We start from the raw sequence: 16234 nt of genomic DNA, 5'->3' as shown, positions 1-16234 counted from the left end.
ATGAAAAAAGTGCTTTCTAAGGACAGAACCAATATTATCGGGATAACAGGGGGAATCGGAGCTGGCAAGAGCACAGTCCTGGATTACATAGATAAGCATTATAACTGCCTGATAATCTATTCCGACGACGTGGCCAATGACATCAAGAAGAAGGGATATCCCGCTTATGACGAGTTGGTGGCCTTTTTGGGAGAAGAGATTTTGGGATCTGATGGCGAAATAGATAAGGCAAAAATGGCTTCTGCTATTTTTAATGATAAAAATAAACTAAAAACAGTAAATAATATTTTGCATCCTGCAGTAAATACCTTTATTATTAATAATATAGACAGGGAAAAAGAGACGAAGGAGCATGACTTTGTTTTTGTGGAAGCAGCCCTTCTTATCGAAAACGGCTACGACAGAATAGCCGATGAACTCTGGTATGTTTATGCCGACGAAGATGTGAGAAGGCAGAGACTTAAAAGTTCCAGGGGCTACAGCGATGAAAAGATTACGGATATCTTCAGCAAGCAACTGGACGATGAAACCTTCAGAAAACACTGCGAATTTGTAATAGACAACAGCGGCGATCTTTCTTACTCGGCTAAACAGATAGATGACAAAATCGGGGATTGGAGAGAATGATGGCTAGTTTGGAACAGGCAGATCAGAAAATTGTATTCGGACTGGATATCGGAACAAGAAGTGTTGTCGGGACTGTGGGATTTATGAGTGACAACCGGTTCAATGTCATTGCTCAGACTGTAGAGAAGCATCAGACAAGAGCTATGCTGGACGGTCAGATCCATGATATCGGTAAGGTTGCCATGACGGTCAGGATCGTTAAGGAACGCCTTGAACAGCAGACGGATGTACATCTTACCGATGTATGTATCGCTGCAGCCGGACGTGTCCTTCGCACGGTCAGAATTAACTATGACTATGAATTCCCTGATGGACATACCATAACCGATGAAGATATCTACAACCTGGATTCCTCGGCGGTTGAGAAGGCCTATGCCGAGTTCCTTGAGAAGAATACTTCTGAGCTGAAGTTCTATCTGGTTGGTTATTCTGTAATGCATTATTATCTGGATGGATATCAGATAGCCAATCTGGAAGGCCATAAGGCCGGTAAGGTAAGCGTTGAACTGATTGCAACCTTCCTTCCCGATGACTGCGTAGACGGTCTGTACAAAACCTGTGAGAGAGCAGGCCTTAACGTTGCCAATCTTACACTCGAGCCTATTGCGGCAATGATGGTTGCCATTCCCGACAGATTCAGAATGCTGAATCTTGCTCTTGTGGACGTGGGCGCAGGAACATCCGATATCTGTGTCACAGATGATGGTTCTATTACAGCCTACGGAATGCTTCCAATTGCAGGCGACGATATAACAGAGATAATCGCCCAGCATTGTCTGGTTGATTTTAATACAGCGGATGAGATCAAGATAGCCGCAAGCCATAATGACAAGGTTGAATATGTTGACATTATGGGACTTAACAAAACTATTTCCGCCAAGGAAATAGCCAAGGTCATCAAGCCTAAGGTTGACGAGATGGCCAAACGCGCCACAGAGGAGATTAAGAAGCTTAACGGCGATAAGCCTGTCAGCGCTGTCTTTGTTGTCGGCGGAGGCGGTTGTGTTCCCGGTTATACCAAGGCTATAGCCAAGGATATGGATATTCCGGAGGAACGTGTTGCTCTTAGAGGTGAGGAAGTAATGAAGAATATTGTTTTCCTCACCAATGACGAGATTGAGAAAGATTCTCTTCTTGTTACACCGCTTGGTATCTGTATCAGCTACTACGAAGAGGCCAACAACTTTATCTTCGTATCCTTTAACGGAACACAGACCAAGCTCTATGACAACGGAAAGCTCCAGATTGTGGATGCTGCCATGCAGGTGGCATTCCCCAACGAAGATCTTTTCCCGAAGAGAGGAGAAGAGCTAAAATTCACTGTTAACGGCAAAGAGAGAACAACCAGGGGAGAACCCGGTGAGGCAGCTGTTATTTCCCTCAACGGTCAGCCTGCGGATATTCACTCCAAGATTCATGCCAACGACATAATAAATGTAACGCCATCTACCGCAGGAGCACCCGGTAAGGCTACCATAGAGAGTATCCCTGAGTTTAAGACCAAGTTTAACGTCAATGTTAACGGCAAAAACGTAGAAGCTTCAAGATATGCCACAGTTAACGGCGAAACTCAGACCGGTTTTTACAATATCAAACCCGGAGATGACGTCAAAGTACTTGATTATAATACCGCTGCTCAGATTGCCGAGCTAATGGATATTGAGCTTACGGAAGATACTGTTATAATAGTAAACAATGAGCGCGGCGATGCAGGGACACCTGTATATGAGAACTTCAAGGTAGAGTTCAAGGATCCCGAGGAAGCCATTATGGATTACTACGAGGACTTCCCCAGCGCAGATGAGGTGGCAATCAGTCAGGAGAATGAGGAATCCTTTGAAGACCTTGACGAGAGCCTCAAGCTTACCACCGATGAAGAAGGCCAGATGACTCTGAAGGAAGAGCCTGAGGAGAATGTATACGAGAAAGCAGAGCAGGAGCCCGTCAGAAATATTTTGGCCCATGATCTTCACCTGATGGTCAACAATGATCCGATAACCCTTCATGGCAAGGCAGATTATATTTTCGTTGATATCTTCGACGCCATTGATTTTGATCTGTCCAAGCCAAACGGCAGGAGCATTGTTACAAGCCTTAACGGCGGAACACCGGATTATATGGAGCCTATACATGAAGGCGATAAGATAGAAGTTTATTGGAAATAATTAAAAGGTAATTGGAATTTAAGACTTATTTGTGCTTGTTTTCCGGTGCAAATAAGTCTTTTTATGAATAAGTTTTTTTGGGAGAGTTTTGTTTTATGCGTTTTACAAGTATTGCCAGCGGTAGCAGCGGGAACTGCACCTATGTGGGATCAGACAACACCCACATCTTAATTGACGCGGGAGTCAGCAAGAAGAGAATCGAAGAAGGTCTTAAGGGTCTGGATCTTGGGCTTTCCGATATCAGCGCCATTTTTGTGACCCATGAGCATGTGGATCACATATCGGCACTTCATACCATTTTGAAAAAATATGATATTCCGATCTATGCCACTGTAGGAACCATACAGGGCATCAGAAACAGCGACAAAAAGAGCGAGATGATACAATCCCGCTTTATTCCGGTTGTGGCCGACAAGCAAGTCAGCGTAGGAGATATGATCATAGATCCCATGACAATTTCTCACGACGCTCTGGATCCCTGCGGCTACCGCGTATATTGTCAGGGAAAAAAAGTCGGAGTTGCCACCGACCTTGGTTGTTATACAGAATACACCGTTGATTGTCTTACAGACTGTGACGCGCTTCTTTTGGAGGCTAACCACGACGTTCGCATGCTTCAGACAGGACCTTACCCATATCAGCTCAAGAGACGCATTCTCGGCGATAAGGGACATCTTTCCAATGAGAAGAGCGGTGAGCTTCTCTGCAGGCTTCTCAATGATAAGATGAAGGGTATTTTCCTTGGCCACTTGTCACAGGAAAACAATCTACCTGAGCTTGCCTATGAAACTGTCCGCGTGGAAATAGAAATGGGCGACACCCCCTACAGAGGAAATGATTTCCCTCTTATTGTAGCCAGTAGGTCGGAATTATCACCGATTTTGGAATTTTGAGACAAAAGCATTTGACTTTTCCCGGATATCTTGCTAACTTTGATTGAAATAGGTTTTTTCTGGAGGGAATTATGAATAAGACAATAATTACTGTAGTAGGAAAAGACACAGTCGGCATTATCGCTAAGGTATGCACATATTTAGCAGATTCCGGGATCAATATTCTTGATATTTCCCAGACTATCGTAAGTGGATACTTTAATATGATGATGATTGTTGATATGTCAGGCTCAGCCAAGGAGTTCAACGCGGTAGCGGATGATCTTGATGCTCTTGGACAGGAAATCGGCGTAGTCATTAAGTGTCAGAGAGAAGAGATTTTTGATTCAATGCACAGAATCTGAATGATAGCGGCACATAAAATGACAGTTTTGAGGAGAGAGCCATGATAAATGTATCTGAGGTCGTTGAGACCAATGAAATGATAGAAAAAGAGAATCTTGATGTCAGAACCATCACCCTTGGTATCAGCCTTTTGGACTGTATAAGTTCTGACCTTGATCAGCTTAACAAAAACATCTACGATAAAATCTACAACGCAGCTAAAGATCTAGTAAAAACCGGAGATCAGATTTCCAGAGAATTCGGTATTCCAATAGTTAACAAAAGAATATCAGTTACACCCATAGCTCTTATCGGAGGCGCAGCCTGCAAGAGCCCTGAGGATTTTGCAAGTATTGCAAAGACTCTTGATAAAATAGCCAAGGAAGTGGGAGTTAACTTCATCGGTGGTTATTCAGCTCTTGTTAGCAAGGGTATGACAGAGGCTGACAGGCACCTTATTGAGTCTATTCCTTTGGCTCTTTCAACAACCGATGTGGTATGTTCTTCAATAAATGTAGGTTCCACCAAGACCGGTATCAATATGGACGCCGTAAGACTTATGGGAACCATTGTCAAAAAGACTGCTGAAGCAACCAAGGAGAATGATTCTCTGGGCTGTGCCAAGCTGGTAATATTCTGCAATGCACCTGATGACAATCCGTTCATGGCAGGAGCATTCCACGGAGTGACTGAGGCTGATAAGATCATCAATGTTGGTGTTTCAGGTCCCGGAGTCGTTAAGACAGCCCTTGAGAAGGTCAGAGGCGAGAACTTTGAGGTTCTCTGCGAGACTATCAAGAAGACCGCCTTCAAGGTAACAAGAGTTGGACAGCTTGTTGCACAGGAAGCTTCCAAGAGACTGGGAGTTCCTTTTGGGATTATCGATCTGTCCCTTGCACCTACACCTGCGATCGGAGACAGTGTTGCTGATATTCTTCATGAGATTGGCGTAGAGCACGCAGGTGCTCCCGGAACAACAGCTGCTCTTGCACTTTTGAATGACCAGGTCAAGAAGGGCGGTGTAATGGCTTCTTCCTATGTAGGTGGACTTTCCGGAGCATTTATCCCCGTCAGTGAGGATCAGGGTATGATCAATGCAGTAGAGGCAGGTGCTCTTACAATAGAGAAGCTTGAGGCCATGACCTGCGTATGCTCAGTTGGTCTTGATATGATTGCTATTCCGGGAGATACCAAGGATACCACAATTGCTGGTATTATCGCTGATGAGATGGCAATCGGTATGATCAACCAGAAGACTACAGCAGTTCGTCTTATCCCTGTTATCGGTAAGGGTGTAGGTGAGACAGTTGAATTTGGTGGCCTTCTCGGATATGCACCTATAATGCCTGTTAACCAGTTCTCCTGCGATAACTTCGTTAACAGAACGGGAAGAATTCCCGCACCTGTTCACAGCTTCAAGAACTGATTTTATTCGTATTATTCCAATATGAATGTATAGGACTTTGATCTCGTAGGAGAGCAAAGTCCTATTTTTATGTAAAAGCAAAAAAAATCGTGACATAGTATTGCATTATGATATACGGGGTGATATAACTGTATTAGTTGTGATAGTACACTTAATGTATGGGTGGGAAAATATGAAACTAATAGACTATCAGGATAGCAGACCTATCTACGAACAAATTGTTGAAAATTTCAAACTGCAGATGTACAAGGGGATTTTGCAGCCGGATGATCAGATGCCTTCCGTCAGAAGCCTTGCCATCGAACTGTCCACCAATCCCAACACGGTTCAAAAAGCCTATGCGGAACTTGAGCGCCAGGGCTTTATTTACACTGTTAAGGGAAAGGGCAACTTCGTAAAAGGTAATGATGCGCTTAAGGACAGCAAGAAGGAGGAACTTATTTCCGCCGTTCTTGAGCTGTTTAAGGAGGCTGATGATATTGGCATACCTCTGGAGGAGCTTTTTGCGGAGATTAAGCTTCGGCTTGCAAACTACTACAAAATGGGAGGCAACGCATGATTGAATTAATTGACCTTGAAAAATCATTCGACAACATAAAAGCTGTCAATCGTGTTTCGCTTAATGTGTCCGATGGGGAAGTATTTGGACTTCTTGGCACCAATGGCGCCGGTAAGAGTACCATACTCAGGATCCTTGCGGGAGTTATCAAGCCGGATGAAGGAATAGTTCTGGTGGATAACAGACCTGTTTATGACAACCCTGAGGTTAAGAAGGATATCTTCTATATTTCCGACGACCAGTATTTTCTTCCTAATTCCACGCCTGAAGAAATGGCTGATTATTACGAAGGAATCTATGAGAACTTTGACAAGCAGAGATTCTTTAAGTTCTGTGACGGCTTTGGCCTTGAGAAGGGCCGCAGGATCAATACTTTTTCCAAGGGTATGAAAAAGCAGGTATCGATTCTTCTTGGCCTGTGCGCAGGAACCAAGTATTTATTCTGTGACGAGACCTTTGACGGCCTGGATCCTGTGGTAAGACAGGGCGTTAAGAGCCTTTTCGCAGCAGATATGGCAGACAGGGGACTTACACCGGTTATCGCTTCACATAACCTGAGAGAGCTTGAAGATATCTGTGATCACGTGGGACTTCTTCACCAGGGCGGAGTCATCCTTTCCGAGGATATTGCTGATATGAAGCTTCAGATGCAGAAGGTTCAGTGCGTCTTCAGAGATGAAGAGGATGAGAAGAAGGCTCTGGAAGGCCTTAAGGTCCTTATTCATGAGAAGCGCGGAAGACTTCATACAATAACAATGAGAGGAGAGAGAGAAGAGATAGAGACAGCCTTCAAGAGAGGTAATCCTGTGTTCTTCGAGGTTCTTGCACTTTCACTTGAAGAGATATTTATAAGTGAGACGGAGGTAGTGGGATATGACATCAAAAAATTTGTCCTTGACTGAGAAGCTTAAAAACCACAGAAAATACGTATCCAGAACACTATGGACATCGTTTATAGCTTTGCCCCTTATGGCTGCTTACAACATTCTGATGCTGATCATTTTCCTTTCAAGATCGGTTAATTATGCCAGGGTCTACAAGCAGAGTGCAGAACTTTTGTACCATGAAAAATTAAGGGCTGTATCAAGTATTATGGGTATGGAAAATTTGGGCTGGATCCTTACAACTATTATCGCAGTTATGTTTGCTTTCCAGGGCTTTTCCTATCTGTTTAATCAGAGCCAGCTTGATTTTTATCTGAGTCAGCCCACCACCAGAAGAAAGAGGGTAACAAGAAACCTTCTCATATCCATATCAACATATTTGATAATGGATATTTTTACCAAAATTCTTGGGCTTATAGTGGCTGCTGCCTATGGAGCGGTTAACGGACCTTTGCTTTTAATGGTTTCTATTGAGCTTGTCAGAAATCTTGTCTTCTTTATCGCAGTATATAGCGTTACTGTTCTTGCCATGATGCTCAGCGGAACAATGCCTATGGCTGTGCTTTTGACCATGTTCTTTTTCTTCATTACTACAGTCATTGGTGGCGAGATACTGGGACTTAAGAGAATCTTCTTTGATACAGTAAGCTACAGAGAGAGCATTAAGGTCATTGCGTCTCCTTTCTATGACAGGGCTGCTGTTTTAGGCGGTTTTGCAGATCTCGTGAAAATGGACGACTATCTTCTTAACTGTGAATCGATTTTTAGATTCTTTGACGTATCTCACAGACGAGATCTTGATACATTCCTGGTGGCGCTTATAAGCCTCATTCTTGTTGGAGTTGCCAGCAGAGGAAGAAAGTCTGAATGGGCAGGTAAGACCATAGTTTACAGACCCTTTAGATGGGTGGTTAAGATAGTAGCTTGTGTTGTTGTTGGCCTTGGTACCGGAATCATTGTAAAAGAGATCTACGCAATGGTCTGGAATACAAGAATCTATGTTATGATGTTTGTACTGATGCTTCTTGCGACTCTGGCAAGCTGCATTTTTGCCGAGATAATTCTCCAGGGAGATATCAAGGCCTTTGCCAAGGGAAAAGGACAGACAGTTATAGCACTGTCATTGGTAGCACTTGTATTTGTAATATTCAGGGGAGATCTTCTTGGATATGACAGCTATCTTCCGGCTGCTTCAAGGCTTGAAAGCTGCGCACTTCTTGAGGGTTATAATTCGGAAATGCAGCTCTTTATCGGCAATCGGGATTATTATGAGGATTATTCCGAAGAAAATATGTATCTTACGAATATAGATGATGTTCTTAAGCTGGCCAAGCTTGGCATGAAGGCCCAGAATGAAGCGGGAAATATCCAGAAGAACAATGAGGATACATATATTACCGGCTATGATTTTACCGTACTTTACAGGTTTAAGGATGGAAGAGAAGTATACAGAAATATCCTTATACCAAGGGATGTTGATCCGGCTCTGATGGACAGCGTGTTCTCAGGAAAAGAGTATCTTGAGGGGTATTTTGCGGTGTTTAATGATGAAGCCTTCAGGCAGGAGGATAAATTAAACACAAGGCGCGAACTTACCTACAGGGTTAACATTGAGGAATATACCGAAAAGATCGAAAGCTATGATGAACTGAGCGATGCTTTGAGGAAAGATATCTCAGCTAATTATGGTTTCGCTAAGACCAGAGATAAGCTTCCTATAGGTCAGATCAGCTATCAGATCAATACAGACAGCTATGGCAGCCTTGATATAAATATTTACGATACCTACACCAATACCATTGAACTACTTAAGAAATACGGACTGTATCATGAGAATAATATTACTCCTGATATGATAAAGAGGATAGAAGTTACCGACTATTATCCCGGATATGATGTTGAGAGTTTCCAAACAGGGGATGCTGTTCCTGATACGGAATCCTATACAGTGACCTATGAAGACAGTAAGGATATTAAGAGAATCCTTGAAGCATCGATTATGACAGAGTATTATGGTACTTGGTATGACTATGATGAGCTTACTTCAGATAAGTATTACATATCCGCTTATCTGACAGACAAAGGCAATAATGACAGCTATATTTCTTATACATTCAAGAAGGGGCAGGTTCCGGATTTCGTGATCGCGGACACTAATAAGTAATTGAAAAAGTTTTGTTTCTTCCAAAAAGTACAATTTCATAAGAGAAAGAGCCTGGTATCATGGCTCTTTCTACTCCCTTCGCTTTTGGGCGTTCTGGTTTTCTTTGTGGCGCCGTTTTTTGTGGTTATCTATTATTCGCTTATAGACAACCCGATACAGAACAACTTTGTAGGTTTTCAGAATTACGTAAATGTTTGGAATAATGCCGCTTTCAGACTGGCAGGACTAAATACACTTAAGTTTTCCTTTGTGGCTGTTCCGCTGGCGGTGCTGCTTTCATTGTTTCTTGCGGCGGTTATGGAATCAAGGATACCTTTTAAGAGCTATTTCAGATCGTTTTTCTTAAGTCCTTTGATGGTACCGACTGCATCCATTGTGCTGATATGGCAGGTTATGTTCCACCAGAACGGTCTTGTGAATAACGCACTTGCGATATTCGGTGGCGGCAGAGTCGACTGGCTCAAATCGGATCAGGCACAGATTGTTATCGTTGCACTGTTTCTGTGGAAGAACCTGGGGTATAACATGATACTCTTTATGTCAGCCCTGGCAAGTATTCCCAAGGATCTTCTGGAAGTTGCAGCCCTTGAGAATGCTAACAAATTTCAGATATTCTGGATGATCAAGTTAAGATATCTCTCGTCAACGATATTGTTTGTGGCGATAATGTCTCTGATCAATTCCTTCAAGGTTTTCAGAGAGATATATCTGATGACGGGAGATTATCCCTATAATCCGCTGTATATGCTGCAGCACTTTATGAACAATACATTTACTTCTCTTGATTATCAAAAGCTCTCATCGGCTGCAATAATTATGTTTATTGTAGTTACAGCCCTGGTTTTTGTCATGTTCAGGGTGGAGAACAGATATGGCAAGGATGTGGAAGGGTAATAGCCTTATGGCTTAAGCTTATGAGAGTTATGAATAAATACACTGCGAGAATACGCAGGAAGAAAAAGAGAATAGACAACCTTAAGACCTTTTTGGTCACGGCCGCGGCACTGTTTTTCGCAATACTGTTTATCATGCCGATATTTTTGACAATAACCAATTCCTTTATGTCGGCATCTGAGATAAGTGCCAATTACGGAAGCGTTTTTGCCACAACCAAGCAGGGCGGCAAGGTTTTTATATCAAAGACTGTTAATCTTAAGTTTATTCCCGATATTGTCAGCTTTTATCAGTACTATACGGTACTATTCAAGAGTCCGGAGTACTTGTTCAAGTTCTGGAATTCGATCATATATACCGTTCCTATAGTGGTGCTTCAGCTGGCTGTTGCCACGCTGGCATCCTATGGATTTGCAAGATATGACGGTAAGCTTAAAAGAGTGATCTTTTTCTCTTACATAATCATGATGCTGATGCCTTATCAGGTTACTTTGGTTCCCAATTTCCTGGTTTCTAAGGCGATTGGGATATATGGGACCAGGTGGTCCATATGGCTTCCGGGTATATTTTCACCCTTTGCCGTGTATCTTCTTACCAAGTTTATGAAGAGGATACCGACTGAAGTTATTGAGGCGGCGCAGATTGATGGGGCGGATGAATGGTACATCTTTTCCAGAGTAAACATGCCGCTTTGTAAGGGCGGTATAGCTGCCATATCAATCCTTGTTTTCTTTGATTATTGGAATATGGTTGAACAGCCGCTTATATTATTGCCTGATTCGGATCTGCATCCGTTATCGGTATTTTTGTCCAAGATTAATACTGGGGAAATTAGTCTTGCTTTTGCAGTTGCAGTAATATATCTGGTTCCGCCGATGCTGATCTTTTTGTACGGCGAGGACTATCTGGTTGAGGGAATCTCATACCAGGGAGGAATAAAGGGATAAGAGGGAGAAATAACATGTCAGATTTTTTTGATGAAAAGAATGAACTCAGCGGAGAGTTCACCAAGGAACAACTGGAGGAGAAAAAGCCGCAGAAAGGGCCTTCTAACAGAAAGGATACGATCAAAAACGTAGCTATTGCCTTTTTGTCAGTTATGCTGGTTCTTACCTTTTTTTCCAACACCATAATGAATTTCTCACTTCCGCAGGTGGCAACCCAGATGATAGAGAGTGGTTCCATAAGCCCACAGGTAAGAGGTTCAGGAACGGTATCTGCTGAGGATCCTTATAATATCACAGTTAAGGAGACCAGGAAGATCTCAGGCGTTGCTGTTAAAGAAGGTGCTCACGTCGAGATCGGAGATATCATCTACTACCTTGAGGATAAGGAATCACAGGAGCTCAAGGAAGCAAAAGAGAATCTTCAGACCCTGGAACTTTCTTACGAGCAGACTCTTTTCTCGGGAGATGTTCCGGACAAAGTTATCAGCAATGTAAGAAGTGGCCGCAATACTACTTATGATACCTATCAGGCAGAACTTAAGGCTGCTGACGATAAGTATGATGCCGCCAAGGCTGCGGATGAAGCTGCCCAGGCTGAGATAGATTATCTCACTCAGCTTGCAGCATATGATGCGGCAGGAACCTCCTACAATGCTGCTACACCTGCATATACAACTGCGCAGGCAGAGCATGATCTTCTGATCGCACAGCAAAACGGAGATACGGAGAAAGTTGAGGAGCTTGAGAGATTCATTTCCGAGAACAACAAGGATACTGCTCAGCTTACTAACTACGGAACCCAGCAGGGACTTAGCTATTCCCAGAAGCTTGCCACCGCAACTCAGAAAAAGAACAAGACAGCACAGGATCTGGTTGTCGCTGAAAGAGAAAAGACAGAGCTGTTAAAGAGTATAAATACCGAGATAGGCCTGTGCCAGAGCCGTGACAAGATCAAGGAACAGAAGGAGAAGATCGCCAAGCTGGAGGAAGAATCCGTTGGTGCTTCTGTTAAGTCTCCCGTTGCAGGTATCGTATCCGAAGTATCCAAGGTGTCAGGAGAATCAACCTCTGCGGACGAGACAATTGCTGTTATTCAGGTGGATGGCAAGGATATGACCACCAGCTTTTCCGTTACCAATGCCCAGGCTCAGAAGCTTAAGATAGGCGATGCCGCTCAGCCTCAGAATGCATGGCAGTTCGGCTCTGATTTTAAGGCAACTCTCACAGGAATAAGAAATGATAAGTCCGATCCTTCAAACAGAAAGCTTCTTACATTCAAAATCGAAAGTAAGGATGTAACTCCCGGACAGAGCATTTCACTTACTATAGGAGAGAGGGCTGTAGACTACGACATGATCGTACCCAACAGCGCCATTAAGACTGACAGCAACGGCAAATTCATACTGGCTGTTGTAAGTAAGTCAACCCCTCTTGGAAACAGATATATTGCCAGCAAAGTTGAAGTGCAGGTTGTGGCTTCCGATGACAAGAACAGCGCCATAAGCGGAGCGCTTGACGGAGATGAGTATGTTATAACAACTTCAACACAGCCTATTAAATCGGGTGATCAGGTGAGGCTTGCTAACGGATAATGAAGCTATTTAACTTTGAGATAAATATAGACAAACAGAATATTACGGCATTCTTTTCCAACAGGAAACGCAACATCATACTGATTGTTCTTGCGGCACTCTTTGTTATAAATCTGATTCTTGGTGCGGTTTCAGAGCATATAGTAGCGCTGATGCCTGAAATGAACGGCGCCGAGAGATGGTCCGAGAATCACAGAATGGCTCAGATAAGTCTTTATTTCACTGAGGATCAGATGGTGGAAGAAGACGGTATCAAAAGGCTTGAGTACAATCTGGAAAAGAAAATGACAGAAGTGGGTATTACCGTTGAGACCTATTATGACCTTGATGAATTACCGGCTAATGAAAACAATCAGCAGGTAATTGAGACCATCAGAATCGAGGACATGGGGGAGGAACCTAAGGGAGAAGAAAAGGGTCCCAAACTGTCAGATCTCTACTCAAGTTGCTATAGCGCTCAGGGCCTTGTAACAATCAGCTTTGAGAACAGAACGGCTGAAAATGTTAATGCCATCGGCGTGGGAGGTGACTTTTTTATAATCCATCCCCTTACACTGGTTGCCGGATCCTTTTTTGACAAGGACAGTCTGATGAAGGACGCAGTCATTATTGACGAGGAGCTTGCCTGGCAGCTTTTTGGATCCAGCGATGTCATTGATCAGATGGTTAGCATTGGTGGAATTCCACATTATATCAGAGGTGTTGTCAAGAAGGACACCGGAAGGATGAGAAAAGCGGCAGGTCTTGATGAGAGCTATGTGTATCTGTCCTATGATTCCCTTAGCAGATACGGCGAGATACTAAGCGGAAGAACTCAGTCCAAAGAAGCATCTGAGGATGGGGATACAGCTCTTACAGGAGGCATTAATTGCTATGAGGTAATAATGCCCAATCCCGTTGACGGAATAGCCCTTAAGAGTGTCAAGGAGAGTACCGGTGTAGATGATAAATATATCTATGCAATTGATAACACAGACAGATTCTCATTCTTTTCAATCCTTAAGGTAATAAAGGAGTTTGGAACAAGAAGCATGTGGGGGAAACCCATCTTTTATCCTTATTGGGAAAACACGGCAAGAGGCTGGGAGGATGTTCTTGGTGTACTGCTGTTTTTCAGAATACTGTGCGTGATGATACTTGTAATCAGTTTGGTGATCTGGATCGTTCATCTGTACAGGCATAAGACATGGGGGGCAAGGGATATTATTGAATATCTGGCTGATAAGAAATATGAGTTTGAATCGAGGAGGAGACATTATGAGAAAGAAAAGGACCTTCTATAAGAAACCTTTGTGCGCTATACTGGCAATTTCACTTATGGCAGCTTCTTTATCAGGCTGCGGCAAAAAGAATAAAGATAATGAAAGCAACGTGATCGAGGAAGCTTCCAAGCCTTCCAAGGATTATGTGTTCAGGGCCGAGGAATTGGATATTGGCATTAAGACCGATAATTTCAGGAGCTTAGGTCTATATAACGGCAGAATACATGCCGTTTCAGGCGATACTAATATCCTTCGTTTTATAAGCTTTAATCCCGACGGAAGTGATGTGAAGGATTTCACTGTTCCTGAGACTGAAAATGAGGGCCATAACGAATTTGCATATGATTCTGAGGGTAATGTTTACTGCATATACTATCAGTATTCCTATGATGAGGGAGATGTCCAGACCTACGAGGATGGCGAAGAAGCTGAAGGTAATGAAACTGCTGAAGGTGATGAAACTACAGAGGAGTCAGCAGAGGATAACGCTGTAAATGAGGAATCATCAGAAGCAGCTGAGGAGAATTCGGTTCAGAATGAAGACGGAGATTCGGATATCATTTCTGACGATTCAGATAATATGGAAGATAGTTCCTCAGACGAATTTCAGTATCTGGTTGAGTATGATGCAAACGGAAATCTTGTAGACAAGGTTTCTCTTGCAGAGTATTCTACCGACGGATATTTTTCCTGCGGAGGAATGGTGTATCTTGAGGGTAAGGGACTGTACATCTTTTATGATGGCGGCGTCCTGTCCTACAGCAAGGATGAAGGCTTCAAGTCGGTACTTAAGACTGAGACCAAAGAAGATGTTTACATGTCCTATTACACACCGCATCTTGGCTCAGACGGCAAGATCTATGTTACCAACTACGGTGATAAGGGGCTGGAACTGCATGAATTTGATCTGGAGAACGGCAAGGTCGGCGATGCTATAGAGATACCGGTGGCATCACGTAATTCAGATTATTATATTCTTCAGGGAAATGGGTATCCTCTGTATGTATCCGATGAAAGTGCTGTTTACGGATATGATATTGCTAACAACAACATGGTCAAGCTTCTGGATTATATTGACTCAGACCTTCAGGTGGGATATGCGTTAACCGAGCTGGTAGCAATGAGCGATACAGAGTTTATTACTCTTATTCAGGATGAGGATTATTGCTATCACTTGAACAGACTCACCAAGGTTCCGGCTGACCAGGTCAAGGATAAGAAGATCATCACACTGGGCGGTTATTATGTTGATTATGACATCAGAATGAATGCCATCAATTTCAATAAGAACAGCGATGAGTACAAGATCAAGATTGTAGATTATTCATCTCTGGACACTGATGAAGACTATGAAGCGGGGATGAATCAGTTTAACCTTGATATAGCCTCCGGAAATGTACCTGATATTATGGTATTCAGATCTTCATCGCCGGTGGACAGTTATATTAACAAAGGCCTGTTTGAAGATCTTACGGGATATATGGAAAAAGAACCCGATATGTCCCAGGGGGATTTCCTTCCCAGCGTAATTGATGCGCTTAAGACAAATGGTAAACTGTACCAGATCGTACCTGCTTTCTATGTAGCCACCGTTACAACCAAGACCAAATATCTTGAAGGCAAAAATGTTCTTACTTTTGATGACTGTAACAAATTGATCAAGGCTACAGGTGCAAGTTATGAGTTTGCCTTTGGCATAGCTGACAGAAATGAGCTTTTAAGCAATGGACTTGCGTTATCCGGTGATAAATACATCGATTGGGAAAGTAAGAGCTGCAGCTTTAACAGTGAGTCCTTTATCAATTTCCTTGAGTTTACAGAGAAGTTTCCTCAGGAATACAAGGACGATGCCTGGGAGACCTACAAGGAGACCTTCTACAGAGATGGACAGTCCCTTTTTAATATGACATATCTATCTGATTTCAGAGGATACAAGAGGTACAAGCAGGGTATTTTCGGAGAGGACATTTCATTTATTGGCTTCCCGAATGATATGGGAGCAAACTGCTCTGTAATCTACCCCGAGTGCAGGATTGCCATCAGTTCCAAGAGTAGCTCTAAAGACGGAGCATGGGATTTTGTTAAGACCTTCCTTACTGAGGAATACCAGGATAAGCTTGGAGAATACAATTTCCCTATAAGACAGTCCTCCTTTGACAAGATGGGCGAAGCTTCAATGCACAAAGAGTTCTATATGGAAGGTGACGAGAAGGTAGAATATGATGACAGCTACTATGTAGATGATATGGAGATCATCATAGAGCCTCTTACTGCTGAGGAAGTTCAGGAAGTAAAAGATTTTATAGCTTCAATTACTCTGGTATACAGCGTTAATGAAAGTGTTAACGCCATCATCCAGGAAGAAGCATCGGCCTTCTACAGTGGACAGAAAACAGCCAAGGAAGTAGCTGATATCATCCAGAGCAGAGTAAGCATCTATGTAAATGAGAACAGCTGATAATACCTGATTTACATCATTTTGAATAAAAAAATAATC

General features: G+C 43.0%; 13 protein-coding genes. All 13 read left to right on the top strand.

Annotated features, from left to right (window positions below):
- The 13 genes from coaE to G588_RS0102890 all read left to right on the top strand — a co-directional run bounded on the left by coaE (window position 1) and on the right by G588_RS0102890 (window position 16195).
- On the top strand, window positions 1-627 hold the full coding sequence (gene coaE / locus G588_RS0102950) for a dephospho-CoA kinase (protein WP_022777271.1): 627 nt from the start codon (window positions 1-3) through the stop codon (window positions 625-627).
- The gene (locus tag G588_RS0102945; protein WP_242830330.1) at window positions 624-2792 is read left to right on the top strand and encodes a cell division protein FtsA; all 2169 of its coding nucleotides are present in this window, start codon (window positions 624-626) and stop codon (window positions 2790-2792) included. The genes coaE and G588_RS0102945 overlap by 4 nt, the downstream gene beginning before the upstream one ends.
- A 95-nt stretch (window positions 2793-2887) precedes the next feature.
- Window positions 2888-3685, top strand: a complete 798-nt coding sequence (locus G588_RS0102940) for an MBL fold metallo-hydrolase (protein ID WP_022777269.1) — start codon at window positions 2888-2890, stop codon at window positions 3683-3685.
- A gap of 71 nt (window positions 3686-3756) precedes the next feature.
- Entirely contained in the window at window positions 3757-4029 is a 273-nt protein-coding gene (locus G588_RS0102935; protein ID WP_022777268.1) for an ACT domain-containing protein, read from the top strand.
- Window positions 4030-4070: 41 nt separating this feature from the next.
- Window positions 4071-5435, top strand: a complete 1365-nt coding sequence (locus G588_RS0102930) for a PFL family protein (protein WP_022777267.1) — start codon at window positions 4071-4073, stop codon at window positions 5433-5435.
- Window positions 5436-5607: 172 nt separating this feature from the next.
- Complete coding sequence (locus G588_RS0102925) at window positions 5608-5994, top strand: GntR family transcriptional regulator (protein ID WP_022777266.1); 387 nt, start codon at window positions 5608-5610, stop codon at window positions 5992-5994.
- Complete coding sequence (locus G588_RS0102920; protein ID WP_022777265.1) at window positions 5991-6896, top strand: ABC transporter ATP-binding protein; 906 nt, start codon at window positions 5991-5993, stop codon at window positions 6894-6896. Before G588_RS0102925 ends, G588_RS0102920 begins: the two co-directional genes overlap by 4 nt.
- Window positions 6868-9042 carry a hypothetical protein gene (locus G588_RS0102915; RefSeq protein WP_022777264.1) on the top strand — a complete coding sequence of 725 codons (2175 nt, stop codon included), beginning with the start codon at window positions 6868-6870 and terminating at the stop codon, window positions 9040-9042. Before G588_RS0102920 ends, G588_RS0102915 begins: the two co-directional genes overlap by 29 nt.
- Window positions 9043-9126: 84 nt before the next feature.
- Window positions 9127-9936 (top strand): carbohydrate ABC transporter permease, encoded by an 810-nt coding sequence (locus G588_RS0102910; RefSeq protein ID WP_242830329.1) that lies wholly within the window; start codon window positions 9127-9129, stop codon window positions 9934-9936.
- 20 nt (window positions 9937-9956) lie between these two features.
- Entirely contained in the window at window positions 9957-10883 is a 927-nt protein-coding gene (locus tag G588_RS0102905; RefSeq protein ID WP_022777262.1) for a carbohydrate ABC transporter permease, read from the top strand.
- Between the two features lie 14 nt (window positions 10884-10897).
- Window positions 10898-12475 (top strand): HlyD family efflux transporter periplasmic adaptor subunit, encoded by a 1578-nt coding sequence (locus tag G588_RS0102900; protein WP_022777261.1) that lies wholly within the window; start codon window positions 10898-10900, stop codon window positions 12473-12475.
- A complete protein-coding gene (locus tag G588_RS0102895; protein WP_022777260.1) occupies window positions 12475-13758 on the top strand; it encodes an ABC transporter permease in 1284 nt (427 codons plus the stop codon). The genes G588_RS0102900 and G588_RS0102895 overlap by 1 nt, the downstream gene beginning before the upstream one ends.
- Window positions 13733-16195 carry an ABC transporter substrate-binding protein gene (locus G588_RS0102890; protein WP_022777259.1) on the top strand — a complete coding sequence of 821 codons (2463 nt, stop codon included), beginning with the start codon at window positions 13733-13735 and terminating at the stop codon, window positions 16193-16195. Before G588_RS0102895 ends, G588_RS0102890 begins: the two co-directional genes overlap by 26 nt.
- The last annotated feature ends 39 nt before the right edge of the window (window positions 16196-16234 follow it).

This window comes from Butyrivibrio sp. AE3009 (genome assembly GCF_000420845.1).
Taxonomy (GTDB): domain Bacteria; phylum Bacillota; class Clostridia; order Lachnospirales; family Lachnospiraceae; genus Butyrivibrio.
This window is presented reverse-complemented; position numbering and strand designations above follow the sequence as displayed.